Raw genomic sequence first — 25893 nt, 5'->3', positions numbered from 1 at the left:
GTATCTCCCGCTCTAACGGAGGCAATTCGGTTGATTTGGAAAATCCATCGGGCTCCGGAAGCGCGCGAGCATGCAATCCTCATTGGACGACCGCCCGATGCACTGCACGCGCTCGACCTCGGTCAGCTCTTCCCGTAGCATTTCGAGCACCGTTTCCGCCCCGGCGATGTGGCCCCACCGCCGGCAATTGGCGTCAACAGCCGATCCGAATACCAACTGCCCGTTGGGCGCAAGCATGCGCGCCAAGCTCTGCACAGTGGCCCGTACCTCGGCGATGCTTCCGAGGTAATAAAGAACCTCCGCGACAACGATCAGATCGAACTTTTCCGGAGCCGAAAAGCGCTGGATGTCTGATACGATCCAAGTGATATTGGCCGGTTCCATTAGCCGTGCGCGTGTTCGCGCGATCGCTTCTGGAACTACATCGATGACGGTGAGCCGTCGACAGTGAGGCGCCAGCTTTTCCGTGAACGCCCCGCCCGCACATCCGACTTCAAGTGCATCTGTGACGATGCCCTCGGCAAGTGACAATCGAAGCATTTGCCTGTGGCGCTCGAATTCGAACGGGTTACTGTCCAGCCGCCACGGATCGTTGGAGTTCAATTCCCGAAGCAGCAAGTCGAAGTTCGCTACATGTGTCAAGTTCACATACCTCGATAGCGGTTTACTATAAGGACAATTGCATGGGGGCGTCGGCTCCACCGCCTTCTGTGGTGAAGCGCCAGCCTTCATAGCTCCGGACCATTGCGCTCGATTGCACTCCCCTCCGGCCACTGGCTCATCGAGCTACCAATCGGCATGATTACCGCAAGGACGTCTTCAGTGCGTGTCGGGGGCAAATCTAGACGAACGTCGGCCAGAGTTGACCGCACCCGCACGCCCGAGACGACCATTCCCAATCCATGCCGACACAACCTCGCGATATGGTTCTTCAACTCATGGCGCACCGTGCCGAATGCGAAAGGAACCCGAAGGCCCTGCAGTGCCGGATACATCGCGCGGATCGAATGGCTGATGCCGAGTCCTTCGAGATCCGGACGAACTCCGTAAAGTCCCAGTTCGGCTACAAGAACATCGACCGTGCCAACCTTGATGAACCGGCGCAGCGAGCCCATGTGAGCCGCCACCCCTTGCGAATCGTAGGCAATCGCACGGAGTTCGGGCCGCGCACCAGCCCAACTCCGGCTGCCCTCGAAAGGTTTCGCGTTAAAAGATCCAGTTGGTCCATACGTTGCCCGAAAGAACTCGGACAATTCTATGTGGTCCGAGAGCCCTAGCTCATTTTCCCAACACAGTCTCCATTGCACAGTTGAGGCCATTTGAAGTCACCTTATAAGAATATGTTCATACGCCATTCGCTGAACACAGAACCGGAACAGTGGGCCATACACATCGGGTTCATCTGCTGTTCGGAACGCAAGAATTAGTTTAGCTAGGCTGCGGACCGCTAAACCCGAGTTTGCGAGTCGATAAAGCCAATGCTCTTCAAAAGCTAGACAATTGAAAGCTATCGGGGAAATCTTGATGTTTGGCGGGCCGATCAGCCCCCTTGAGCTTCGAAAAAGCTATCGTATCGACTGCCCTCGAAGTGACGCCTCAACTCTTCGAAGTTAAGTACCGTCTGCCGCAGCGATCGAACTTCCTGACGTCTAAGAGATGTGTTTTCAGAGCAAGGGTGATTCGAGATGCCGAGAAAGGCTGAGACCGCCTTCAGACTTGAGGCCGGATCGTCCCGAAGAGTTTCATAGTCGATAGTGAGCACGCTCGACGGTGAAAACGAGCTCAGAATTAAGTGGTGGAAATCGTCCGCGGCTTTAAAGTAAGCCTCACAGTCTTCGATTTTCAACATGACTTGCGGAGGCGGACGTGAGTCGTCGTTGTCCGGACCGTATTTTAGCCACTGACCGCTTTGTCTTGCTTGCACCAAAGAACGAAACGATTCCAACGTGTTTCGTCGAATCACGAGCAGTACCTTCAAACGTGGCCACGCGGCCAGCGTCTCGAAAAACCCGGGACGTTCGTTAAACTGAGGCTGGTTGATCTTGCAACCGACGTGTGTCAAATGGGGATTCCCGGTCATGGTCGGATGGTGCAGATAGGCTAGCTCGAGCAGTTCGCGATCGCTACGCAAAAGCCGGGCGCGATCGGGCCAGATTGGGTCATACGGATTGAGCAACTCACCATTGCTTGACACGTTCGGATGCGCATTCAGCAATTCTTCCAAGTAGTGAGTGCCGCTCCTCGGCATCCCCACGATCGCAAATGGCTCAGTTGTCTGCATGGGGTATGTCATGGCGTTCATCTAACGGGTTGAAAGAGGGTGTGAGTGCTGCGCAGATGGTCCGTTGCGAAGCTCGTGGGCTCGGATTGATTGCCAAAATCGTCACGACATTAGGCGGCGGCGAAGTAGAACCGCCGATAAAAAGAACGGCAGTACTGCGTAGACGCAAAGCGCAGCCACGTGAAGGCTGATACTAGCGACAGGCCGTGCCAGCATCGCTGGGCGGATCAGCTCAACGGAATGTGTCAGCGGAAGGAATCTCGCAATTTGCCGAAGAGCACCGGGGAGATGACCGATCGGGAAGACGACGCCGCTCAGGAACAACATGGGCGTCAGAACAAGGGTTTGGTAAAAAATGAAATAGTCGTAACTGGGCGCGATGGCGACGAGCACCATAGCCAGACTCGCGAAGGCGAGTCCAGTGAGAACGACGACGGGCATGACATAGATGATACTCGGCAGCGCCGCATAGCCTAGGACCGCAGCAACCACCATCACCGCAGCGCCGGCAAGAAGGGCTTTTGTGGCCGCCCATGAAAGTTCACCTAGAACGACGTCGCCAATCGTGAGTTGAGTGCATAACACCGCTTCCCACATGCGCTGAGTATGCATTCGCGAGAAGGCCGCATAAATCGTCTCAAAGGTGGCAGAAGTCATTGCACTCGTCGCAACCATTCCAGCGGCCAAGAAGGCGATGTATGACGTGCCGTCGACGCGGCCTATCATTATTCCCACACCTAGGCCAAGACCAAACAGGTACATCATCGGATCCGCAAGGTTCCCGAGGAGCGACACAAGCGCAGATTTCCTCCATGCAAGGTAGTTGCGGTGCCATACCGTGTGCCAGTTCAGCGCGTTGCCGGGCAGAGTTATCATGAATACATCACGCATCACTAATCCTTCATTTCGCGGCCGGTTAGCCGCAAAAACACGTCTTCCAGGTTGGCGGGGCGTTGGAGAATGCGCAGACCCGCATGCCCCCGCAACTGCAAACGCACCTGCTCAGGATCAGCGGCATAGCAAAACAATGCTTCGCCGCTCACTTCGGTTCGCTGTGTGTAGGGCTCGAGTAACGGCCGCAGTTCATGTGAATTGCCGCCATATATCTCAATCACTTGGCTCCCAATCTGCTCTTCGATCAGCGCACTAGGAGTACCTTCGGCAATGCTGCGCCCTTCGTCAATCACACAGAGACGGTTGCACAGTCGCTCCGCTTCTTCCATGAAATGAGTGGTGAGAAGAATTGTTTTGCCGCGCGCGAGTAGCAAGCGCAGGCGTTCCCAGATGAGGTGGCGCGCATGTGGATCAAGGCCCGTCGCGGGCTCGTCCATTACAAGTAGTTGGGGGTCGTTGATGAGCGCGCGAGCGAGCGTCAGACGCCGTTTCATGCCGCCTGATAATTCGATAACGCGCGCATCAGCCTTGCTTTCCAGTCGCGCGAATTCGAGCAAAGAGGGAATCACAACCGAGATCTCACCTGCGCTCATGCCAAAGTAGCTCCCGAATATCTCTAGGTTCTCACGCACTGTGAACCCGGGTTCAAGATTATCGAATTGCGGAACGACGCCAATTCGTGCACGTGCCCGTCGCGCGCGTCCAGGCACAGGCTCTCCGAGGACTGTGATCGTACCCGCGTCAGGTAGCGCCATCCCGAGGACCATCCGCGCGGTCGTGCTCTTGCCTGCGCCGTTAGGCCCCAAAAGGCCGAAACACTCGCCCGGCTCTACGTGGAAGGACAGTCCATTGACAGCGAGCTTCCCGCCGTAGGACTTGTTGACACCTGTAAACGTGATTGCTGCAGTTGGCATTGACATGGAAATCCAAATGGTTGTTCTCTTCAGGAAGATCTCGTGACGAACACGATCATCTGTTTCGGAAAACGTCATCAGATTCCGTTAATGCCTGCTCATCCCAGTGTCGACGGTGCTTGTCACGCTGAGCCTCGCCATTTGTGGATATAGTGGTGTCCGTTTCAGTGTCGTGCCCCGGCGGGTCGACGTGTGCGCTACAACCGCCGGCGGCCACGCCGCGGGACAGCCAGTTGCTGTTGCTGAGTGTACACAAGGCGTACGCCTTAACAGGTAGTAGGAACAGTAGGTTGACCAGCGTGTGCGCGGAGAACCCAAGAAATCGAAGCTCACGAGAGCGCATAGCTGCCACGGAGCAGCGGAGCATACTCATTGACGCGATCACGAAGCACGCCTTCCATGGGGCCGTCTCTGTCAATGCGATCTGTAAAAAGCCGGAGAGCATTGCGATCGCGAGCAATAGGGAGCCTGCATTCTGCGCAATGACGTCCAGCGTAAGATACCGATCTAGGCGGGGTAAAAGGCGTAGCGCCAACAGCGTGTCGCGATATGTGCTTCGCGCCCAGCGCAATTGTTGGCGAAGATACGGCCCGAGTCTGTCTGGAACGACGGTCGAAGCGATCGCATTTGGAACGTACTCTGTTCGGTAGCCCGCGGCCAGCATGAGAATTGTTAGATGACGATCCTCCCCAAAATCGCTTCGCTTTCCCCGGAACATCTGTGTTTCGTACTGGTCGAGCAGCAAGAGAAGCGCGGAGCGGCGATATATCGCGCACGGCCCGCAGCAGCACATCACGGCGCCGAACCGGGCCTGAGCTGCGCGCTCCTCGTTACACGCGAGCCAGTATTCCATATCAATCAGACGGGTCAACCACGTATCGTTGCGATTGCTGGCGGTCAATTGACCCATGGCGGCGCCGACCTCTGCATCGCTCATTGTCAGTATGAGTTGGCTTATAACGTCCGGCGCCAAGGTCGTGTCGGAATCGACGTTGAGTATGAGTTCTGCGGATGAAGCCCGTATTGCGGCGATCTGGGCCTTGCGTTTTCCCACGTTTTGGGGAAGAAGAACAAAATTGAATCTTGGATCGTGCTCGTAGTCGCGATAAACGGGTTCCAACGCATCGCGGTTGGCGGATCCGTCATCGACCACGTGGATTTTTAAAGCCCCTGAGTATTCCTGCGTTGCGATAGAGGCGAGACACGCGCGCAGAGTATCGGGGTTTTCGTTGAAGCACGGAACGATGACGTCGACGTCGGGAAGAAAATTCGTGGCAGATTGGTTGCTATGCTCAGCTGGGGCGGGTAGGGTATGTAGAACCTGCGCTGTCTTATAAACGGCAGAAAGAAGTGCGTACAATAAAACGGAGGTCGTATTGATGGCGGCAGGAATGTTCATCGAGGTCAGTTTGCTAAGTGGTGTCAAAAAACGATCTGATTACAGGCCTGCTAGGATCCGTCAATACGCCTGCTTGGCGTGATCACATCGACGACAGACCCTGCGTGAAACTGCGATACCGTAGACAGGAAGAGTTGACTGGGTGCTGTCGCGTACCGCCTAATCGTATTAATCTGTCGCTTTCGACCGACTAATAACCTCCTCCAATGCGTTCCATGGTATCGAGGTGAGCAACAACACCTCCATCGGCGGACACGGAAAGTTATATCAGTGGATCCTTTTTCACGGGTCAGTTTTTCCTGACATCTTCGTTTGATTGTCCGCCAGAATCGTGCACGATCTCTCGATGTGACTATGGGGAACCGTTTGCAATGAGTGGCTAGCCAATAGTCCAAGCAGGCTAGTGGTTACAGATGTGTACTCATTCGGCCAGTGTTTTGGATCGACGATCAGGAAGTCGACTAATCACGAACTTGCGCGCCTTCAATGCAGGAATTAGACGCGAGAGAGCCTCGGTCGTTTGTCTGCGGGATGTCGTGTGAACATCGGAGTTTGACTCTCCGGGGGGGCTTCCATCATGCAACAGCACAATCGAGCCTGGCCGGACTGATGCCATCACCGCATCAACAATCACATTGACACCCGGTTGAGACCAATCCCGCGGGTCTACTGACCAGTGAAGCGCGATCAATCCAGCCTTCCCCGTTTCCCCGATTGCGTCTTTCGTCCAGATTCCGTATGGCGCCCGGATATACGTCACTTTTGCCGCAGGACACGTCTCCTTGATAAGCGCATCCGCCTCCCATATTTCACGGCGAACTAGGTCCGGCTCACATTTCGAAAGGTCTGGATGTGTCATGGTGTGGTTAGCGAGTTCATGACCTTCTGCGGCGATCCGTTTGATCAGTTCTGGATACTCCGCTGCGTATGCGCCGATGACACAGAAAGTTGCCGCCGCTTGCTCATATGCCAATATGTCAAGTATTTTCGGCGTCCATACTGGATGAGGTCCGTCATCAAATGTAAGGTAAACCTTAGGGCGAAGATCGGCACAATCACTGTCGCTGCGCACTTCTGTCAAATAGTCTGGGTGGTTCATAGCCTTTCCATCGCGTCGGACGCATGCCTTGTATCGTTCGATCTGCCGATAGGTTCGATCGCCAACTGCGGATCACTATGCGGGATTTTGCGGATCAATCAGTACTACGATAGACGGGCTTCGACGTTCCCTATTCCATTTGAATGGTCGCAACTTTGCGTTATCGCAAATAATTTGTACAATCGATTGTTTCGATATGTCTCATCCATAAGGCGGATACCGGAACATGCGATTCAAAGGCCTTGATCTGAATCTTCTCGTCGCGCTGGATGCGCTGATGACGCAGCGCAACTTGACGGCTGCGGCGCAAAGCGTCAATTTGAGCCAGCCTGCCATGAGCGCCGCCGTTGCTCGACTACGCGATTATTTCGGCGACGACCTGTTTGTAATGAGAGGTCGTGAGTTCGTCCCCACTGCGCGAGCGACGGAGCTCGCTGGACCTGTTCGGGAAGCCCTATCGCACATCCAGCTTTCGATCATCTCGCGGGACGTGTTTCGACCGGACAAGTCGAATCGCCGCTTCAGGGTGTGCCTGTCCGACTTTATGACGCTGGTCTATTTTCAGAATGTCATTGAGCGGGTAGCGCGCGAGGCTCCTTCGGTTGGTTTCGAATTGCTTTTCCCTGATGACGACCCGGGTGAGCTGCTTCGGCGTGGGGACGCCGATTTTTTGATCCTGCCGGAGCTGTTGTTGGCTGATGCTCATCCTAAAGCACCGCTCTTTGAGGAGAAGCTCGTGTGTGTAGGCTGTCCGACGAACAAACAGTTGTCCCGCCGCCTGCCGCTCGAGAAGTACATGTCGATGGGACACGTAACAGTGAGGTTTGGACGTGCACGGAGACCTTCGATCGAGGAGTTCTTCTTACTCGATCTAGGTCTCAAGAGGCGCGAAGAGGTTATCGTGCCTACCTTCGACTTGATCCCGCGAGTCCTGCTTCATACTAACCGTATCGCTACGATTCCTCTGAGGTTAGCAAAGTATTTCGCGGAAGTCGCCCCGCTGCGGATCGTCGACGTCCCGTTGCCACTTTCCTGTTTCACTGAAGCGATCCAATGGCCTTCCCTGCATAACGGGGATCCTGCGAGCATCTGGATGCGAGAGCTCCTGCTGGAGGAGGCGCGAAACTACGTCTAGCAAGGCAGAAGCGGCGGGGAATGCCTTCCGGGATGAACCATTGGAGCCGCTGGCTCCGCAGTGAAGGGGGGCGCGGCAATCTCGGCGAGCGTGTATTGGAAATTGTCTAATGTCGTGTGAATTCCTGTGGCTATTTCGTGCTCCGATGCAGCGCGGTAGCGGAAGCGCGCGAGGAGGGTGGCGTAGCCGCCGGTGCCGTCGAAGAAATGACGTGGCTTGGGGAAAACCGCCTCGTAAAGCGCGGGGATCTCTCGTAGCAATTTTGCATCGACGAATACTTTGCCCACTGGCTCCGGCAACATGAGGAATCCACCGCGGGCGGACGATGCCGACGCGTCTAGCGCTGCTTGCACCTGAGTGGCTAACCGCGCCTTGTCACCTGACTGCTGCGCGGCCCAGAGGGCGAACAGGTCAACACCGTACAGATCGTGAAAGAGGAATGGGATTTCTCCTTCGCCGACGCGGGCACCAACCTTAAGGAAATACAATCCATCGCAGCCCCGGACTATCTCAAGATGGAATGGCCCATTTCTGAAATCCAGGGCGCGCAGACACTTTACGGAGAATGCGGTTAGCGCCTCATTTAGAGGACTTGGGTCGAGCATCACCGAGCCGAGTGGTTTACCTTGAGCGAACTGCACATAAGTGCTGATGTAGCGAGACGCGCGCGCGATAACCAATGTGCTATTCAGAAGGAAGCCGTCAACGTGATAAACCGGACCGTCGATGTACTCCTCGCAATCGTACTCGGCAAGCGGTAGTGTCGGCCACAGTGCATCGAACTCAGGACGGGTCTCGATGCGCCGTGACCCTATGTTCGCCGTACCTGATCGCGGTTTCACGATTATCGGAAAACGCATCACAGTGGTAGTCGCCGCCTTGGCAACGACCAGATCTTCCAGGGCTGCAAACCGCGGTACACGCAGGCCAGCTGCGGCGATAGTATTCGTCGTAACGGCCTTATTTCGAAAGCGCACGACTGTCTCGGGAAGGTCGCCGGGGATATTGAACGAATTGCGCAGTCGCGCGGCCGCTAAAAGGTCGAATTCGGATAAGGCGACTAGCCTGTCGATGCCGCCGAGCGCTGAACTACAGGCGCGCACCGCCGCATGCAGCGCTTCTTCATCGAGGATGTCAGATAGCTGTTCGACGTGTGCAATGCGAGAGGTGTCAAGCGCGGCGACACTGTTGGGCGTGCAGACGTATGCGATCTTGTTCGCCGCATGATCAATGTAGCGCTGATAGGCAGCGAAACCGTCGGACCACCGGTTAAGCACGACTATGCGGTTACCCTTAGCAGGATGATTGGCTTTCATGTGGAAGCAACTTGTTCAGATATTTTTTCGGCTTGATCAAATTTGAGCGCACAGAGCGTTTTGGCGATGTCCGGGCCCGGCGTCGGGGCGATCTGCGGCGGTGAACCGGACATGTCTGGTAGGGGTTTAAGAGAGCAGTCAGTCTCGCGATAGTGGAGGACGGGTGGGCGTGGGAGCTTCGTCTCCTTTGAGACCGGATTGTGGCGCACACTCGCCACTTCGGCGCCGCCGGCGAAGTCCGCTGATAAGGATTTGACGAACCGTACGATTGTCAGGCACGTCGCATCGCCACGTTCGCATTGCCGGAGCTGCGTGGGTTTGGATTGCAAATATGGCCGCGTATCATCAGTTTCGACAACAAGATCGACTTGTTTAGTTTAACCAGTGGGTATATGTGTCCATTACGCTGCTGCCCGGCAATCTCCGCGAGCGCTGAACTGTCCACGGTGACTCGCCTGTGCATGGGAAGACACCGAGCGCAGCGCCCACCACCGCGAAGGACGCAACAGACGCTCGCAGTCGAAGGGTCGCGGCACGCGCAAATGCAAGGGCGGCGATACCTTGACGAGCTGTGGCGGCGAAAACTGCGGTACCGGATGACGCTGGCGCAACCAAGATGACGGCGGTCATGTGGCTGCTTCCCGCGAGGTTATGCTTTCCGTCCGGGGCACGGTCGTCACACGCAACTCATCGAAATATTCGTGGATCAGGCCGACGAAGTTGCGGAGATACATTTCCGCGCTCTCAATGCTGCCCCAGCCGCCTATTGCCCGCTGAAGGGCAATCCAAATGATGTCATAGTGCTTGTGCGATTCCGCGTACTGAATGTGGTCGAGCGAACCTTTAACGTGATCGTGGCCGAACGCCCGCGCGGCGGCTTCTGTAATGCTCTTGCTGTAGCGATTGGTGTACCATTCGAGCAGCCAGTTCCAGACCATCGTCGGCAGCGGACCGTTGCGACCAATGCTCAGATAGAGGTAGCCGATCAGTTTGTCGGTGCTGTGGAGGGGGGCAACCCGGTCGACGTCATTGGCAGATAAGCCGAATTTCTTAAGGTCGTGGAGGAATTTCCCCTCATGCCCGTATCCTTCTGCCAAGTATTGCGCGAGGATCTGTGCGAGCGTGTTGTCCTTGGAGCCGATTTTGTAGAGTGCGAACGCGTCGACCTCGTTATTGAGTCGGATTCGCAATACAGTTTCTACGAGGTGGCGGCGATAGTACTCACTGTCGATCCAGTCGCCACGGTGGAACGCTGCGGTTTCGGGCGAAGTTGCGAACATCTGTTCCACAGCTTGTTGAGCGACTTGCTCAAAATAAGTGCGATCGTTGGCTGTACTCATGTGACCTCCGGTTAGAAATTGAAAAAGGGCAAAGAAACGAGCGAACCGGGCTGCTATAAACGCGTCGAGGAGATCAGCCGGGCACCTTGACGCGTTCCTGCGGGAAACTTCGATGCGTACATCAGGCTCGCGGGAGTTCCTAGAGCTTCTAGACTCGAACCGCGACTGCGGCGGTCGTGCGATGAGAGGGCAGCACTGTCAAACATTCTTGGGCATTTTTTTCGGCTAGCATAGCGAGAGAGGGTTCGTGCAACCTGCTGAACGCAATGCTTCAACCTATTGTTTGCTAAGCAGTTAAGTGGTCGTATCCGGGCTCAGATAGCCCGGCGTGCCTAGAACTCCTCATCGAGGAGCGCCATGACGTGGGCACGAGATGACTGGAGGCCACAACGTCAAGCTGTGCTTTTCTGCAGTATTGCTCCTTCACTGGAAGGAGCATTGGCCAGTTCGGTGGCGGCTGTTCGATCAGGTACACGGCGAAGCTCGAGGGGCCGGCTGGGCCAGCGACTCGGGTATTCCCCGCAATGCGTATTCGGCGTGTTTCTCGTGCAACTTTTTTCGCATCCATGTTCCCTGACTCGTGACGGTAGGATATTAACCGCAGGGGTATGCGTGGTATAAGCTGATAATCTTTATGTCTGCATGAGGGAAATTGATGATTCGCGATCTCGACAGCACGCTGCTGCGTACGTTCGTGACGGTTGTAGAAGCCGGCAGCGTGAGCAATGCTGCGATGGCTCTCCATCGGACACAGGCTGCTGTCAGCATGGCCCTTCGGCGGCTCGAAGATGAGGTTGGCCACCGCTTGCTCGAACGTTCACCGCGCGGCGTAAAGCCGACCACCGCGGGCAGCGTGCTACTGCCATATGCGCACAAGCTCCTCGACATTGGCCTCGCGGCTCGCTCCGCCCTGACTGAGGGCGACGTTTCTGGCACGGTGAGGGTCGGCATTCCGGAAGACATCGCAATGAGCCACCTTCGCCATGCATTGCGGCAGTTCTCGGCTCTCTATCCGGACGTAGCGCTGGAGATTGTTGTCGATGCGAGCCCGGCGTTATCGCAGCGGCTCGCAAGCAACACACTAGATTTCGCGATCGGCGACCCTGCGCTGATTCACTCGGAGCCGATAGTGACATGGCGGCATCCGCTTCGCTGGGCGGCCGCACGTACCCGGAACACGGACCTTGGCGAGGGCCCGCTTCCGATTGTTGCATTCGGCGGCGCATGCCGGTGGCAGGAGATTTTTTTCGCGACGTTGCTCGACGCCGGCATCGCGTGGCGTGTTGCGTGTACGAGCACGAGTCTGTCGGCGGTGCAGTCGGCCGTTGAGGCAGGACTCGGTATTGCAGTGCTGCTCGACTGGCACGTGCGCCGCGACACCATGCACGCGATCGATCCGCAAGCTGTCGGGTTGCCGATGCCGCCAGTGGCGGAATTCGGTCTGTTCACTCAAGAGAACTGGAACGACCGAACATCCGCAGCTACCGCACTTCAACGGTTCCTCTTTCGCTCGCTGCAGCTGAGCTCGGCAGAGCACGGAATGTTCACGGCAGAGCAGCCGGCGATGCCAACGCGTGGTCAGGTTTAGGTGACGTCGCGCAGTGGTCGCGTCGAAGAGATGATATTTCGGCGCGTCAAAACGGTTGCTGCCGGGTATTTTCGATGAGCAGCCCCGACGCTGACGCGGGCAGGCAGCGTTGCTTTGGGAATTCACGAGCCCACTGAGTGGCGTTTGACTTATGTCATCGAGAAACATCGGGCCTCGATGCGGAATGACATAGGTGTCGACCGGTTGCAGGCGTGTAACGTTGCATTGGATCGCGCGCTAAAAAAGAAACGACGAACAACTGGGCGGATGCACTCGAGCAAGCTGCTGAACTGCTCTCACAGCATTTTGGAAGGACTCGCGCGGAGTTGCGTCTGCGTGGTGCAATGCAACCTGAACTGCCATTTGAGGCCTATGGCACTTACGATTTGAATTTCATATACCGAAACCGCTTCTGCCTTCCTTCAACGCTGGCAGCGTTCGACCGAGACTAGGAACCTCGACTGACGGTGCGGGTTGCCGTTGACCCGAATTTGTCGTGAAACCTACGTCTTTTTTGGTTAGTATGCTAGCCGCGAACGGAGGGGCCCCGTTGCCTCTGTTTGCAGCTTCCCGACGCCATTGCTGCGATTTTGTCATTTTTGTCGAGTTTGGCGATGCCTGAGCACAGCGGCATCCCGAATTCGGCTGCCAACAACGCGACTATGGCTCTGCCGTTGTGCCGAGCCGTCTCCGTCACTGCGTTGACGAGTTGTCGCTGGAGCCCGAATCTATGTCGCATTCTCTTATCAACGAGAGCCCTCCCGATTTCGATGTAGTGGCCGAAGTGCTAAAAGCGCTGGCCTCATCCCGTAATGCGGAGCACGCGTTGAAGAGGTCGCTGTGGTTTCTGTCGCGTGCGAGAGGCTGGCGGTCCGCGTTCATCGCCGTCGAGCAGCCGGATGGAAAGCTTGGCGGCCTGTGTAGCACGGGACTGTCAGACGGCTGGCGAGAAGGTATGCGTTTTCCCTCCGGTGAAGGGATCGTAGGGCAGATACAGGAAAGCGAGTCCGCCGTGGTTGTGTCTGAGTTGGATGGTGACCCAATGTTCGACGACCGCACGGGGGCTGTTCGTGTTTCCAATGCCGAGCGTGTCGCTCTACTTGGGACACCGATCCGGCACGAAGGACGGCCGCTCGGGGTGCTCGTAGCACTTTGTGAGAATCCGGACGGGAAGCGTGTTTTCGCAGACGATCTCCAACTTTTGGAAGTTGTTGCTGCGCCAATGGGCAGGGCACTTCTCCTTGAGCGTGAGGCGAATCCGAACCGCAAAAGCGTGCAGGAGGAGATTAGTCGCCGACGGAACGCGGCCCCTCCTATATATCAAGTCGATTGGGCAATCGGCCGATCTGCGTCGATGCAGCACGTATTCGCGCAGGTCCATCAGGTCGCACCTGCGAGAACGACGGTGCTCTTGCGCGGCGAGAGCGGCACCGGCAAGGAGTTGATCGCGCGTGCAATCTATCGTTTGTCCCCGCGCAAGGACCAGCCATTCGTCTCGGTGAATTGTGCGGCGCTGACGGAAACACTGCTGGAAAGCGAGCTGTTTGGCCACGAGAAGGGGGCGTTCACGGGCGCGCAAACTCAGCGAAAGGGGCGCTTCGAATTGGCGCACGGCGGAACACTTTTCCTCGACGAGATAGGTGATATATCGCCGTCGTTCCAAGCGAAACTCCTGCGCGTTCTGCAGGAGCGGGAGTTCGAGCGGGTAGGAGGGACAACGCCCGTGAGAGTTGACGTGAGGCTCATCGTAGCAACTAATCGCAGTCTGGAACAAATGGTGAGAGAGGGCGAATTCCGAGCGGATCTTTACTACCGCATTAACGTGGTGAGCATCGTGTTGCCGCCGCTGCGCGAGCGCCGGGAAGACATCCCCGAGATGGCGCAATACTTCCTTAACCGCTTTAATCGTGAGAACGGTCGCGCTCTGCATTTCAACGAGGAAGCGTTGCGCGTGCTGTCGAGTTGTTACTGGCCCGGAAATGTGCGCGAGCTCGAAAACTGCATTGAGCGGACTGCGACAATGGCGCATCATGACACGATTGGTCGTTCTTCGTTTCTCTGCGAGATCGACCGGTGCCTCACGAAGGTGTTGCATCATGTGGAGCGAGAAGACGCAGTACGTCCGGCACGCTCGTCGGACGTTACAGTCAGTAACGCGCTGAACGTTCCCGCGAAATTCGGCGCCCCGGAGCGCGATGCCCGCGGTCTCGGCATGCGCTCTGGTGAGTACATCCCTGAGGACGAGCGTGAGCGGTTGCTCTGGGCCATGGAGCGCTGCGGTTGGGTGCAGGCAAAGGCGGCACGCCTGCTCGGCATTACGGCGCGGCAGATCGGCTATGCACTGCGCAAGCACGGAATCAAACTACGCCGCTTCTAAGAAAGCGAAGCTTGAGGTCACGCCCTGGACGGCTCCGATATTTCGTCTGCTCGGTATGCAAAGCGAAGCGCGCGTGGAACACAGCACGCGCATGGTCTGAAAGAAGGTCGATAAGTATGTTGTGTCGCAATCCGTTCAACTCCGACAAAGCACTGGTTTAAGTTGACGCTGTTACTACAGTGCCCGATCTCCCACGCTGCGGATGCCTGCAGGTTCGAGCCGTGGTATGGAACTTGCGATTAGTTGTGGACCTCATATTGTCAGGATTCTCCAATGTGGTTCAAGGCTAGGACTGCAGATATTTTCGACGAACCCGGTTGCGCGAAGAATAGGGCGAAAAGTGAGACGGAGCGCAGACAAGGCTGCGCCAAGCAACTTCCGCCAGGAGCGACTGCTGGCGGTTGTGCATTCGATGGAGCTCGGATTGCACTTCAGCCCGTGGTTGACGTAGCGCACCTTGTGCACGGGCCGATTGCGTGCGAGGGCAACTCGTGGGATAACCGTCCCGCGGCATCCTCCGGGTCGATGCTCTATCGGACTGCGTTCACGACTGATCTAAGTGAGATCGATGTAATTTATGGCGGCGAGAGACGGCTGTTCAGAAGTATTCGCGAGATTATCCAAAAATATGATCCCCCTGCCGTGTTTGTCTATCAGACGTGCGTCACCGCGCTGATCGGTGACAATATAGAGGCAGTGTGTAAGCAAGCGTCAAAGAAATTCGGCAAACCTGTGATACCGGTCAACGCGCCCGGTTTCGCCGGGTCGAAAAACTTCGGCAATAAACTCGGTGGGGAGGCGATTTTCGATCATGTAATCGGCTCGCGTGAGCCCGCTCACACAACGCCGTTCGACATCAATATCATCGGCGAATACAACCTCTCGGGGGAGTTGTGGCAGACGAAGCCGCTCTTCGACGCGCTTGGTATCCGTATCTTGGCTTGCATCTCTGGTGATGCTCGCTACAGTGACATCGCGAGCGCTCACCGCGCGAAGGTAAATATGGTGGTGTGCTCAAAGTCGATGATTAACATTGCCACAAAGATGCAGCGGAAATACGACATTCCCTATTTTGAGGGCTCTTTCTACGGAATCGGCGATGTGAGCGATGCGTTGCGCCAAGTCGCCAAGCTGCTGGTGCAAAGGGGTGCGCCCGACGATCTGATCAAACGCGCCGATCGCTTGATTGAAGCAGAAGAGGAGCGCGCGTGGGCGCGCATTGCGCCATACCGGGCGCGCCTCGATGGAAAGCGCGTGCTGTTGATTACAGGCGGTGTGAAATCCTGGTCGCTTGTTGCGGCGTTGCAAGAGGTGGGGCTCGAGATCGTTGGCACCAGTGTGAAGAAAAGCACCGAGAAAGACAAGGAAAGGATCAAGGAGATCATGGGCGATGACGCGCGCATAGTCGACAATATGACGGCAAGCGAAATGTACGGCATGCTCCGCGAGTCGCAGGCCGACATCATGCTGTCCGGCGGGCGCTCGCAGTTTGTCGCGCTAAAGGCGCGGGTGCCTTGGCTTGATGTCAATCAAGAACGCCATCATCCATATGCCGGGTATGAGGGAATCGTCGAGCTGGTGCACGAGATTGACCGCGCAATCAGCAACCCGGTCTGGCAGCAGGTGCGCATTCCAGCTCCGTGGGACGACAAAGGCGAAGGGCTCTGTGGCGAGCGAATGGAGTTCACGGAGCGCATGACAGAACAGTCGCCGCGTGCAAGCGCGCGGGATTGCCCGAAGGGCCTTCGACCCAGCGTCGCGGCCTGAACATAGCGGAGTGCAGACACAATGGCAAACGTCGTCGAACTAGGGAAAGCCTGTACGGTCAACCCGCTAAAAATGAGCCAGCCGCTTGGCGCGAGTTATGCCGCCATGGGACTCGATGCGTGCATGCCGGTGATGCACGGTTCGCAGGGCTGCACGTCGTTCGGCCTCGTCCTGTTGGTGCGCCATTTCAAGGAGGCCATCCCGTTGCAGACCACTGCAATGAATGAGGTCACTACCATTCTGGGCGGATTTGAAAACGTCGAAACGGCGCTACTAAACATCTGCAAGCGCGCGGCGCCGAAAATCATCGTGCTTTGCTCGACAGGGCTGACTGAGGCCAACGGGGAAGATGTCGCCGGTCATCTCGCGATGGTGCGCAAACGCAAGCCAGAGTTGAGCAATACCGAACTCGTGTACGTATCGACGCCAGACTACATTGGCGCATTCGAGGACGGCTACAGGCGCGCCATCGTTGCAATCGTGAAGGCGCTTGTCAAGCCGCTGCCAACCGTGCAGCGACAGGTCAACGTGCTGCCCGGCAGTCATCTGTCACCCAGCGATATCGACGAGTTGCGAGAGATCATTGAGGCATTCGGGTTAGTTCCGATCATATTGCCAGACGTCTCCGGTTCGCTCGATGGCCACATTGCTCCCGACTGGCGCGGGACCACGCTGGGCGGGACTTCTCTCGACCAGATACGCGCCGCAGGTGCGTCGACATTCACCTTCGGCGTGGGCGAGCAAACGCGCGACGGTGCGCAGGCACTGGAGACGATCGCAGGCATCCCATTCGAAATTTTTGAGCGGCTCACAGGGCTCGAACCGAACGACCGGCTCTTGCATCGCCTTGCGCGATTGTCAGACCGGGAGGTCCCGATCAAATACCAGAGGCAGCGCAGCCAACTGCTGGATGCAATGCTCGACAGCCATTTTTACATAGGTGGCATCAAGGTGGCCTTGGGCGCAGAACCGGATTTGCTGCTTGCAATCGGTTCGCTGTTGCACGAAATCGGCGCCGAGTTGCCAGTCTGCGTCAGCACGACTACATCGGCGTCGCATGCGCTACTGCCGACGAGCGAGGTCGTGCTCGGTGACCTTGAGGACATGGAACGAGGCGCGGGGGATTGCGACCTGCTTATTACGCATTCGCACGGCCGGCAGATGGCCGCGCGTCTCGGCAAGCCTCTGTTGCGCATAGGCTTTCCCGTATTCGACCGGGTCGGCAATGCCCATCGATGCCAGGTCGGCTATCGCGGAACGATGAACCTCGTCTTCGAACTCGCGAATCTATTAATCGATCGAGTTACGCACCACCGCTCGGCCGACTGGGCTCTGCCGCAGTCGTCGCTCGACCTCGCTGCGCCAGTCGCTAACGCGGAGTAAGGAATTCCGGTCGTCGCGACCATTGCATGCAAATCATGAGGGAACCATTGCATGAAAATCGCATTTGCCACGCAGGACAAACTGCATGTCGACGCGCACTTTGGCTGGGCGAAAAGCATTGTTATCTTCGATGTGACGGCGGAGGGGTACGCGTTCGTGGAAGCCTTCGATTTTGGCGGCAAGTTAGAGGAGGACGGCGACGAAGATAAGCTTGCACCGAAGCTGGACGCGATCCGCGGTTGCGCGATCCTGTACGTTGCCGCAATCGGTGGTTCAGGAGCGGCGCGCGTCGTAGCGCTGAAGGTGCATCCAGTCAAGGTGCCACAGCTGGAGCCAATTGAGGACATCCTTATCAAGCTTAGGGATGTCCTGAAAGGTACGCCACCGCCGTGGTTGCGCAAGGCGCTAACCAGAAATGTGCGCTCATTCGACTTGGCCGAGGATGACGAGGTATCTCATGGCTAAAGCCACTGTTGACAAGACCGCCACTTTGCGGACAGCGACAACTGAGGCGCGTCCTTTTACCACGGGAGGGGGCATGAGTGACCCGAATGAACTGAAGGTGCGCCTGAAGACACTCAATACACGGGCCATTCAGGCCAAGATGGATCTCCACGACCTTTCGGAGGATCTTCCGACTAGGTGGGAAGAGATATTGACGGTTGCGCAGCTCTGCCACGAGGCTCACGCCGCGCTGATGGACGCGCGCAAGGCCGCGGCAGCGGCTCTCGACGAAGCGCTTGGGAGCCGGAGATGAGCGAGATTTTTTGCGTAAAGCTACCTAGCGGGGAGATGTGGACGCCTACCTTTGTCTCCGCCCTTGATGATGAGAAGTGTATCGGCTGCGGACGATGCTTCCGGTCGTGTTCTCGTGGGGTCCTGCAGCTCGTCGGTGTAGACGAGGGGGGCGAGCTTACCCCGGTAGGCGAGGATGACGACGACGAGTACGAAAAGAAGGTTATGACTATTGCGCGCCGGGAGTTGTGTATCGGTTGCACGGCATGCGCGAGGATATGCCCAAAAAAGTGCTACACGCACGCGGTGGCCATGGTCTGAGCCACAAAGGACGGTGATGGACTTCTACACGACGTTGATGCGTCACGCTGTGGACAGCAACGATTCCACGGTTCTTGCCCTCGCTGGGGTACTCTCGGCGGCGTTCGGCCAAGCCGGCGTGCACACACTGCCCATCCGCGGGTTGAATCTGGATGAAACCCACTGGCTGCTCGCGCATTGGTTTCCCGGCGTCGACAGCGCCCTTTTCTTGCAACTGGCCGCCTCGCCTGCGGCGTGGCGCCAGCGATCGTGCGACGACGAGGTCGGAGACCTCGCAAACCTGTTGAAGGCACATGCTGATCCGCTCGCAGGCACAACGATTGAAATCCATTGCGTTTCGCATGCGCTCGCCTGCGCCTGTGCGGGGCACAAACACCTGTGGCAGGAGCTGCGCCTTCGCTCGCGTAGCGAATTGCCGGTGCTGTTGGGCTATTGGTTTCCGCGGCTGGCGCAAAAAAACGTTCACGGTATGAAGTGGAAGAAATTCCTCTACAAGCAACTGTGCGAGCGTGAGGCGTTGCTTGTCTGCAAGTCTTCAAACTGCGCGGAGTGTGGCGACTTCGCGGATTGCTTCGGACCAGATTGATGGTCTGGTTACCGACGATACGTGGCCATGCGGGGCCTTGGCATATTCGCCGTGACGGTGAGCTACAAATGCTCAGGAGATACTTTAACGATTGCCAGCTGATTGCGTTCAGCGCGGATCAAGGTGTTAAGCGTGGATGTCATCATGTCTTCCTATGCGTCTTCGCCTCCGGGTTTCTCGTCGCACACGACTGTACCGAGGCTGCAAACAACCTAGAATCCTTGGTGCATCTCGCACCCGAGGATTTCCTGCTCGGCTCCCCGGCGCACGCGGTGACCCGTACTTGGCTCGGTGGCATCGCTGCGCTGGCGCATTGCTACTCGTATAGCCTTGCGATTGTGGGATGCCCTTGCCGCTTGTAGCGCTGACCATTGCGCGGACTGGGGCGGATAAACAAGTAATTGCGAGGCATAGTCTGACGATTAGACCGTGGCTAGAGTTAGACGTGACGGTGTTGTTCCGATTTGCAGTCCGTCTGAGCGGTTCGCAAAGTACCTGTGGTTCAACTGGTCTATAGTCCAAGTGTGGGAACTGCTGAAGCCCAGTGTAACCAGCATTTGAGCCAACTCAGCCGGATCGAACGCGCTTTTCCACGGCTCGCCGCCCTCGGCGAATTGCGCCATCAACTGTTCGACGAAGACACGCATCATCGGCGGCAAGCTGGACACTGGCAATGCGTATTCCAGCAGCACGGCGCTGCCTCTGGCGCAGCGCGCGATGAACCGCAAAGTATCAACGACCGCAGCCTCGTCGAGGTACATGGTTACTCCGAGCCAGCTGAAGAAGGCCGGTGCGAGTGGATCGAATCCGGCACGCGTCAAGCCCTCGGCAAGGCTGATGCGCTCGAAGTCGACCGGTACGAACCGCAACGATTGCGGCAAGCGGATGCCCGCCTCATTCAGGTGCGCTCGTTTCCATTCCTGCGTGGCCGGCAGGTCAACCTCGAAGATGCTCCCGGGCGTGTCGTGCTGCCGGTAGGCGGTGGTGTCGAGTCCTGCCCCAAGCACGACGTATTGTCGCACCCCCCGCTCGGCGGCCTCGGTCCAAATGTCGTCCGCTAGCCTACTGCGTACGACCAGCGCGCTGCGCCTACACATCGACATCGGGTGGCGGAACCGATCGAGGCCATTGCGTAGGTCCTGTGCCTCGGCTTTGCCTAGCACGGCCAATGCGAGCGGATCATCAAGCACCAGCGGGCGATCCAGTAGTTGGTGCGCCGCCCGTTGCCTAGCCACGATCAAGGCGCTAGGCTTGGGCCCGGCGTCGGTTGGTGTCACATCGTGCCCAACGATGTGTGCCTTATGCAGATAGGCCAACAATGCCTCGTCGAGCCCCACCCCAAGTTGCAGGTCCGGCTCTTGGTTCAAGGCTTCTCGAACATGCACTTCCAAGACCACGTCATCGCCACAGAAGCTTTCACGGAAAAGCTGTTGCCAGCGCTCGACGAGAGCCTGTACCGGCGCAGCGTCGGCCGCGACGCCGGCCTGCATGTGTGCCCGCAACTCAAGCGCCAACGTTGGCCATTCGCGCCTGTTCTTTTCGTTAAGCTGGCGGCGTCGAACTTCGTCCATTTGCGCCGGGTTCAAGTGTTTGGCGAGAAGTGTGCAGCGCGCGTGCGCAAACGATTCGTCTATCCAAACCAGCATCTCCGCCGTAATGCCGACAATCTGCTGTGCGCGTGGCTCCGCGGTTTGAATCTTCATCAACTTGTAAGCGAGCGCCGGGTCGTTGTTCGTCATGCGGGTCATGAGCCGAACCCAGCGCCATGCCAACTCTTGGGCAACACTGCTTTCACTAGACAGACCTTCCCGCATGGCGCTATGAACCTCAACGATGAGCTCGTCCCATATTGGATCCATCGGCGCAAGCGCGTCCGGGCCCGTTGCAAACAGCGTGTCGAGTTCGTCTTCGTTCAAGTGCTTTTGATACATACTCATCAACTCCAAGGTGTTGAGCCAATCAATCGCGGGCGTTTCGCTGCCGGCGGCAAGCATCTTGGCGAGGCGTCTCAGGTGGCGACTGAGCCGCTGCGCCCGCGAAGCCTGCGCGTCCAGTTCGGCGATCTGCCGATGAAGAATATTTATCGGGGCACTGGCCGGTTGGTCGTCAAGGCTGGCTTTGATATCGGGAAGCGAATAACCGAACCGTTTCAGTGCCTCGATACGATGCAGCCGGATCAGGTCGCCACGCCCGTACAGGCGTGCTCCCCCCTCAGTGCGTTGCGACGGAGACAGCAAGCCGATCGCGTCGTAGTGATGTAAAGCACGAACGCTCAGCCCCGCTCTTTTTGCCAGTTCACCGATCTTTAACTGCATTGCGTCTCCGGTACGTACGTCAACGCTAAAGCCTGACGTAGCGTTAGGTGCAAGGTGAATTGATGTGCCGGTGCTGCTCCGCATTTTCAAGCTAAATGAATATCAGGTGTCGCGCCGATCGGCATCTGGCCTGATCTTGAAAGCATTGTCAATAGCTTGCCTGTGCTACCAAGGAAACGCCAAGCGCTGCGATGTTGTGATGTCTGGAAGGGCGATACAACGCAGCCCCGATTGAATTCTGAATCACTTTGGATGCGATAGAACTCTCTGGCTGGTTTGCGCGCCGCGCAAATCAAACAGTCAAGTGGTGGTCCGCGCGGTCGCCAAAAATCTAGCTACTGCTACTTGTTGATAGTCGCTGCTCCGATTCTTTGCGCAGCTGCAACCCGGCCTCGCCGTCATAGATTAGATCTGATCCCGGCTATTCCACCCGGGCGGCTTTGTTGCACTCCAGGCCTCCATGGCTCGTCAGTGGTACGCTCACGGCGCACAAGCGTCTCATCCGTCTGGCAATGTCATCGAGCATGCGCGGTTGAACGATTGTCAGCCGTTGTCCCAACGAATTGCCGCAGGAATGTGGTGCTCTGGCACGGTTTGCGTGGCCCCATCTGTATCGGATTCCGATATCGGCTCGCACGCGAAGGTTATGCCTCATTGAAAGCGGTCGATAAGAACTTGCGGCTGGTAGTATAAGAAATGTTGAATGCCAACTTGTTCTATAGTCTGCTAGCCTTCGGTGCTATAGCTAAAACGTGGCAGCGTTCGAGCGCGTTCAGCGTTGAGGTGGGCGGCGGCACCATGACATTAGTTTCGTTATCGTGGCAGCAGTGCTATGAACCGCGGGTTCGATGGCCATCTGCTATCCTGATAAGGAGTTTCTATGCCTAAAATCAAGAGGGGCATGTTTGGATGGGGCTGGCCGCAGTGCTAGCCGGAAGAGCGCCGCTGGTCGCCTGCTGAGTACGCGGCCACCTGTCAGTCTCGCGAAATCCTTCTGGGATTTACCGCTGCGCAACGTTTGACGGAGGGTCAGTGGGCGTTGCTTTTAACCGGTGACGAGCATGATTGTTGCTGTACTGATCACGGCACAGGTACGAAACGGCCTAAGCAGCAAAACTCGTTGATCTGAGGTGCATGCTCGTCCAGGTGACTTCGCGTTTGACAGCCTTTCGGAGAATGGCCGTCGGTCGGACGCGGGCTATATGTATCGTCGGCCTAACTTCTAAAGATTGCGGTGCGGCGAACTCGTTTATGAGGTGCCGTCGCCCGTCGGCCTCCGCTTCAAGCGTCCCGCTGGCACTCATGAAGCACTAGAAATTCCGTTGCTTTTTTGACGACTGGAAAGCGTTAAGTCGCGCAGAGCAAGCTTTTTGAACTGGCCTCTCACTTTCCCGGCTCTTGTGTAATCGCTGTGCGCGAAATGGCGGGGCAGTGACATCTCACTTTGGCCGTCATTGTTGGTTGATTGTCAAATGGGCCCTTTCGAAACCTTGGAGAACATCGTGGCAATACTTGTAAACATTACCAGCGGTACTCCCGACGCCGTGCAAATTTGGGGATTCCATGATCTGTGTTGCGTGGACGACGTCGCGGCCGCTCTCAACACGATCGCTGCGGGGCTGAGCAGTGATGGTAATACGATTCATGTGATGTCAGGTACTCATGGATACTGCAGCGGACGGGTTGGTGCAGTAGCGACGCGGGAACAGAGGTTCGCGGAAGAAGATCGAGTTCTCGCTCACCCAATGACGAAGGACAACAACGCCGTTGCCGTGGTTGTCCACGACTTCAATACCGACAAGCTGCCGGCCCCCGACTACGTGTCTGCGGCGATGGCGAAGCTCAACGCGGATATCCGCTCAATCGTCAGGACCGACACCGGAAACCATGTATTCCTCCTCGCCTACTGCTGTAGTGCTGGTACGGAGTAGATTCGCAAACCGGGACAAGAGAACAGGTGGGCTTGACCCCCCGAGCATGTGCCTATGGCGCAGCGCGAGCCGGTTAGACACGCTTGTCCGTTCTGCAACCTTTGCAAGGTCCCGCATGCGCCATCGGGCTTGCCGCTGACCCGCGAGGCCACGCTGCTGCGTCGCTTCGGCGGTGAACTGCGTTGCAAACCATACAGAAATTGCTCATATACGTACCGAAGAAACGGGGCGCTCAAACTACGAGCGAAGCGGCTGGTGGCAATGCTCGCACGTATTAGAATGCAGAAATGCAGCCATTTAATCAGTGTGCGCCTTTATTTTTAGTTGATATGCTGTTCACGATGCATAAAAGACAGATTCATAAACTTCTCGTCCTTGCTCACGAAGAAGCCTACGCTTTCGTTGAGGAGAATCCAGCACGAGCTTTCAAAGAATCGGAAGAGCTCTTTGATGAAATGTTCTTTCATCCGCTTTCGCGTCACATTGGTGAAATGACAATCGCAGAAGTATCCACCCGTATTCGCGAAGGAGAATGAGAACGAAACCTAATCTATCAGTTGGGCTCTGAGCAGTCAGAGAGTCACTGTGACATTGCTGAATTGACCGAGTACGATCGCGTGCTTAGGATGCGAGATCGCCGTGACCCACGGTCTTCGCTTCCCAGCGGCGGTCATCAGTTGCGCGATGTCCTATGCTTCAGGTTTCGGTTCAGTCTGTGTGATATCAAAGCGCTGCTGTTCAAGTAAGAGTAGCGTTAGTTGCGGACCGCTCCGACTTACGGACCTGATGGCTGGAAAATGACAAAGGACAAACACCATGACGAAAAACTCCGATGCCGCAACGAGGGGAAGCCGTCCGTAGTGGTGTGGAGGCCCTTGCGATGAGGCTGACGCGAACGGGGCGTTATCCCGTTGACGATGGTCGTCAACCTGACAGCTAGGGATGAGTGACATGGCCTTAACAAAAACCGCATTGCGAAGAGCACGGTGTGAAGCGTATCAGCTTGTACCGATTGCCCGGCAGGTTCTGTCCGAATGTCGCGATGCAACCAGTCCGACTGGTTGGCTCGATTGAATCGAGCGTGGACGATCGTGTAACCCGTTCGAATGTTTCCGCCTCGCCGACAAATGTCATGCGTGGGTTGGGGTGGTCGGATCTGCGTAATAAACCGACGCCCGCACGACGGTTGGCGTCTTGACTCCCTCCGCCACTTCGGCAGGTTGCATGGCGCGCAGGCATCCAGTCGGGCTTGCCGTCCTGACGGTGTCCACGCGTCTGCATCCCGCTTTGCCTCAATTGCGCGCGCATCGCTTTATCCCGGGCATGACGGCCCGAGCGTCAACGACGACATAATCTGTAGCTGTCGGGTCGACCGGTTTGCACTACCCACGCGTGGCCACCCGAGCGCGTCTACTTTGCGCCCACTTCGGGGGTGGCCGCGATGGTGCGGTCGATGGAGTAAGGGTACCGGGCGGTGTAGACTGGCCGAATGCGAATGGTTGACTTGCCTCCTTGTCAGTAAGCGGCGGTGCCACATCGTCTCCATTGCATTCGGCCAACTGGATTGCTACTGATACGAGCAGAACAGCCGCCCCCAACATCGCACGAAAGGATGCTCAACTCCGCTGGCGGCCCGTTGTACTCATGCTTTTCGAACTAGAATTGCATTAGCTGTTCGGGGATTGCGACGTCGTCAGCGGCGAGGTCCGGAACTCGCTCGCAACCTTCGGCACGGATTGATGTGCACCCCTGCATGAAGGTAGACGCGACATTGACGATACCGGGATTGCCTTCCGCACCGAACACGCACGAAGTCATGGTCTGCTTGTTGTTGAGAAGGTGCTATGCACCGTGCCGGAAGGATTGAGCATTACAAAGCTGACCACGCATTTCGATTGGGCATGCGGAAAAGCTCCAATGAATCGTGGGAGTTCCCCTTCTAGTGACGAATTGCTGTCTGTCAATTCGTCAGTTTGCGATTGCCGTGTTCTGACTGCGCGAGTAAGGCTTCGACGACCTCGAAACCGATGCAATCAATCGGGTCCAGCCAGCGTAGTTTGGCAATCAGCTTCAGTGCAAGGGCCCGTTCGCCACGCCGTACGCTGATGAACGCAAGCGCCTTCAGCGTAAAGAGCCAAAAGCGCGGCGGCCCGGGAATGGAGAAGTCCGCGTCGCCCGGCTGCACCGCGCACCAATCACCGCTGATCGACGCTTCCCAGGCAGCGACCGCCAAAGCCCTCGTTGCAACTCTATGCGCCTCGCCAAGTTCTCCCCGGTTTGCATGGAACTTATATAGCAGATAGTAGGGTGGCAGGCAGCGCGGATAGGACAGGATGGCAGTCCACAACGCGGCGGCCACATCGTCATCGCTGCCGCGGCGGGTTCTCTCGATCAGCTGTAGTACGCCGGCCGGGACTTCACCGCCGAATAGATCCGTCGACTCGATACCAGTAATGAGATTCATCAAAGTTTCTCCGGATGTGATAAGGCGCTCAGCCGCGGAGCGATACTG

22 protein-coding genes are annotated in these 25893 nt (G+C 56.9%); 11 read left to right on the top strand and 11 right to left on the bottom strand.

What is annotated here, in order from left to right; all coding sequences use genetic code 11:
- Positions 1-12: 12 nt before the first annotated feature.
- The 7 genes from nodS to nodB all read right to left on the bottom strand — a co-directional run bounded on the left by nodS (position 13) and on the right by nodB (position 6587).
- Entirely contained in the window at positions 13-618 is a 606-nt protein-coding gene (gene nodS, locus QFZ94_RS42725) for a nodulation methyltransferase NodS (RefSeq protein ID WP_311733526.1), read from the bottom strand.
- A gap of 110 nt (positions 619-728) precedes the next feature.
- Positions 729-1319 carry a NodA family N-acyltransferase gene (locus tag QFZ94_RS42720; protein WP_410851680.1) on the bottom strand — a complete coding sequence of 197 codons (591 nt, stop codon included), beginning with the start codon at positions 1317-1319 and terminating at the stop codon, positions 729-731.
- 221 nt (positions 1320-1540) lie between these two features.
- Positions 1541-2293, bottom strand: coding sequence for a sulfotransferase (locus QFZ94_RS42715; RefSeq protein ID WP_429464039.1), 753 nt, complete (start codon positions 2291-2293; stop codon positions 1541-1543).
- 90 nt (positions 2294-2383) lie between these two features.
- Positions 2384-3172, bottom strand: coding sequence for an ABC transporter permease (locus QFZ94_RS42710; RefSeq protein ID WP_368587017.1), 789 nt, complete (start codon positions 3170-3172; stop codon positions 2384-2386).
- Positions 3173-3174: 2 nt separating this feature from the next.
- Entirely contained in the window at positions 3175-4089 is a 915-nt protein-coding gene (gene nodI / locus QFZ94_RS42705) for a nodulation factor ABC transporter ATP-binding protein NodI (protein ID WP_375792177.1), read from the bottom strand.
- Between the two features lie 55 nt (positions 4090-4144).
- The gene (gene nodC / locus QFZ94_RS42700; RefSeq protein WP_429464038.1) at positions 4145-5488 is read right to left on the bottom strand and encodes a chitooligosaccharide synthase NodC; all 1344 of its coding nucleotides are present in this window, start codon (positions 5486-5488) and stop codon (positions 4145-4147) included.
- Between the two features lie 421 nt (positions 5489-5909).
- Positions 5910-6587 carry a chitooligosaccharide deacetylase NodB gene (gene nodB / locus QFZ94_RS42695; protein ID WP_410851683.1) on the bottom strand — a complete coding sequence of 226 codons (678 nt, stop codon included), beginning with the start codon at positions 6585-6587 and terminating at the stop codon, positions 5910-5912.
- A gap of 226 nt (positions 6588-6813) precedes the next feature.
- On the opposite strand from nodB, the gene QFZ94_RS42690 reads away from it, so the two are divergent.
- Positions 6814-7722 carry a LysR family transcriptional regulator gene (locus QFZ94_RS42690; protein WP_429464036.1) on the top strand — a complete coding sequence of 303 codons (909 nt, stop codon included), beginning with the start codon at positions 6814-6816 and terminating at the stop codon, positions 7720-7722.
- On the opposite strand, the gene QFZ94_RS42685 is transcribed toward QFZ94_RS42690, so the two are convergent.
- The gene (locus QFZ94_RS42685; RefSeq protein WP_429464035.1) at positions 7719-9038 is read right to left on the bottom strand and encodes an ATP-grasp domain-containing protein; all 1320 of its coding nucleotides are present in this window, start codon (positions 9036-9038) and stop codon (positions 7719-7721) included. The genes QFZ94_RS42690 and QFZ94_RS42685 overlap by 4 nt on opposite strands.
- 626 nt (positions 9039-9664) lie before the next feature.
- A complete protein-coding gene (locus QFZ94_RS42680; protein ID WP_368587013.1) occupies positions 9665-10378 on the bottom strand; it encodes a hypothetical protein in 714 nt (237 codons plus the stop codon).
- A 655-nt stretch (positions 10379-11033) separates the two neighbouring features.
- On the opposite strand from QFZ94_RS42680, the gene QFZ94_RS42675 reads away from it, so the two are divergent.
- The 8 genes from QFZ94_RS42675 to QFZ94_RS42640 all read left to right on the top strand — a co-directional run bounded on the left by QFZ94_RS42675 (position 11034) and on the right by QFZ94_RS42640 (position 19135).
- Positions 11034-11966 (top strand): LysR family transcriptional regulator, encoded by a 933-nt coding sequence (locus tag QFZ94_RS42675; RefSeq protein WP_429464033.1) that lies wholly within the window; start codon positions 11034-11036, stop codon positions 11964-11966.
- 730 nt (positions 11967-12696) lie between these two features.
- Complete coding sequence (gene nifA / locus QFZ94_RS42670; RefSeq protein WP_410851686.1) at positions 12697-14343, top strand: nif-specific transcriptional activator NifA; 1647 nt, start codon at positions 12697-12699, stop codon at positions 14341-14343.
- Positions 14344-14616: 273 nt separating this feature from the next.
- Positions 14617-16110: a nitrogenase iron-molybdenum cofactor biosynthesis protein NifE gene (nifE, locus tag QFZ94_RS42665; protein WP_429464031.1), complete on the top strand. Its 1494-nt coding sequence runs from the start codon at positions 14617-14619 to the stop codon at positions 16108-16110.
- Between the two features lie 21 nt (positions 16111-16131).
- Entirely contained in the window at positions 16132-17493 is a 1362-nt protein-coding gene (nifN, locus tag QFZ94_RS42660; protein WP_410851688.1) for a nitrogenase iron-molybdenum cofactor biosynthesis protein NifN, read from the top strand.
- A 51-nt stretch (positions 17494-17544) separates the two neighbouring features.
- Positions 17545-17958, top strand: a complete 414-nt coding sequence (gene nifX / locus QFZ94_RS42655; RefSeq protein WP_018435005.1) for a nitrogen fixation protein NifX — start codon at positions 17545-17547, stop codon at positions 17956-17958.
- 73 nt (positions 17959-18031) lie between these two features.
- Positions 18032-18250, top strand: a complete 219-nt coding sequence (locus tag QFZ94_RS42650) for a CCE_0567 family metalloprotein (RefSeq protein ID WP_410851689.1) — start codon at positions 18032-18034, stop codon at positions 18248-18250.
- Positions 18247-18549, top strand: coding sequence for a ferredoxin III, nif-specific (gene fdxB, locus QFZ94_RS42645; protein ID WP_018435007.1), 303 nt, complete (start codon positions 18247-18249; stop codon positions 18547-18549). The genes QFZ94_RS42650 and fdxB overlap by 4 nt, the downstream gene beginning before the upstream one ends.
- A 16-nt stretch (positions 18550-18565) precedes the next feature.
- On the top strand, positions 18566-19135 hold the full coding sequence (locus QFZ94_RS42640) for a nitrogen fixation protein NifQ (protein WP_018435008.1): 570 nt from the start codon (positions 18566-18568) through the stop codon (positions 19133-19135).
- Between the two features lie 422 nt (positions 19136-19557).
- On the opposite strand, the gene QFZ94_RS42635 is transcribed toward QFZ94_RS42640, so the two are convergent.
- The gene (locus QFZ94_RS42635; protein ID WP_429464028.1) at positions 19558-21450 is read right to left on the bottom strand and encodes an SAM-dependent methyltransferase; all 1893 of its coding nucleotides are present in this window, start codon (positions 21448-21450) and stop codon (positions 19558-19560) included.
- 1502 nt (positions 21451-22952) lie between these two features.
- Here QFZ94_RS42635 and QFZ94_RS42630 point away from each other — a divergent pair.
- On the top strand, positions 22953-23381 hold the full coding sequence (locus QFZ94_RS42630; RefSeq protein ID WP_429464027.1) for a hypothetical protein: 429 nt from the start codon (positions 22953-22955) through the stop codon (positions 23379-23381).
- Positions 23382-23668: 287 nt separating this feature from the next.
- On the top strand, positions 23669-23917 hold the full coding sequence (locus QFZ94_RS42625) for a hypothetical protein (RefSeq protein WP_429464025.1): 249 nt from the start codon (positions 23669-23671) through the stop codon (positions 23915-23917).
- 1424 nt (positions 23918-25341) lie between these two features.
- Here QFZ94_RS42625 and QFZ94_RS42620 read toward each other — a convergent pair.
- On the bottom strand, positions 25342-25845 hold the full coding sequence (locus QFZ94_RS42620; protein WP_026228606.1) for a hypothetical protein: 504 nt from the start codon (positions 25843-25845) through the stop codon (positions 25342-25344).
- Positions 25846-25893: the final 48 nt, after the last annotated feature.

It is taken from the genome of Paraburkholderia sp. JPY465 (genome assembly GCF_050436725.1).
Taxonomy (GTDB): Bacteria; Pseudomonadota; Gammaproteobacteria; order Burkholderiales; family Burkholderiaceae; genus Paraburkholderia; species Paraburkholderia youngii.
The sequence above is the reverse complement of the archived record's forward strand: the minus strand, read 5'-3'. Positions and strand labels throughout refer to the sequence as shown.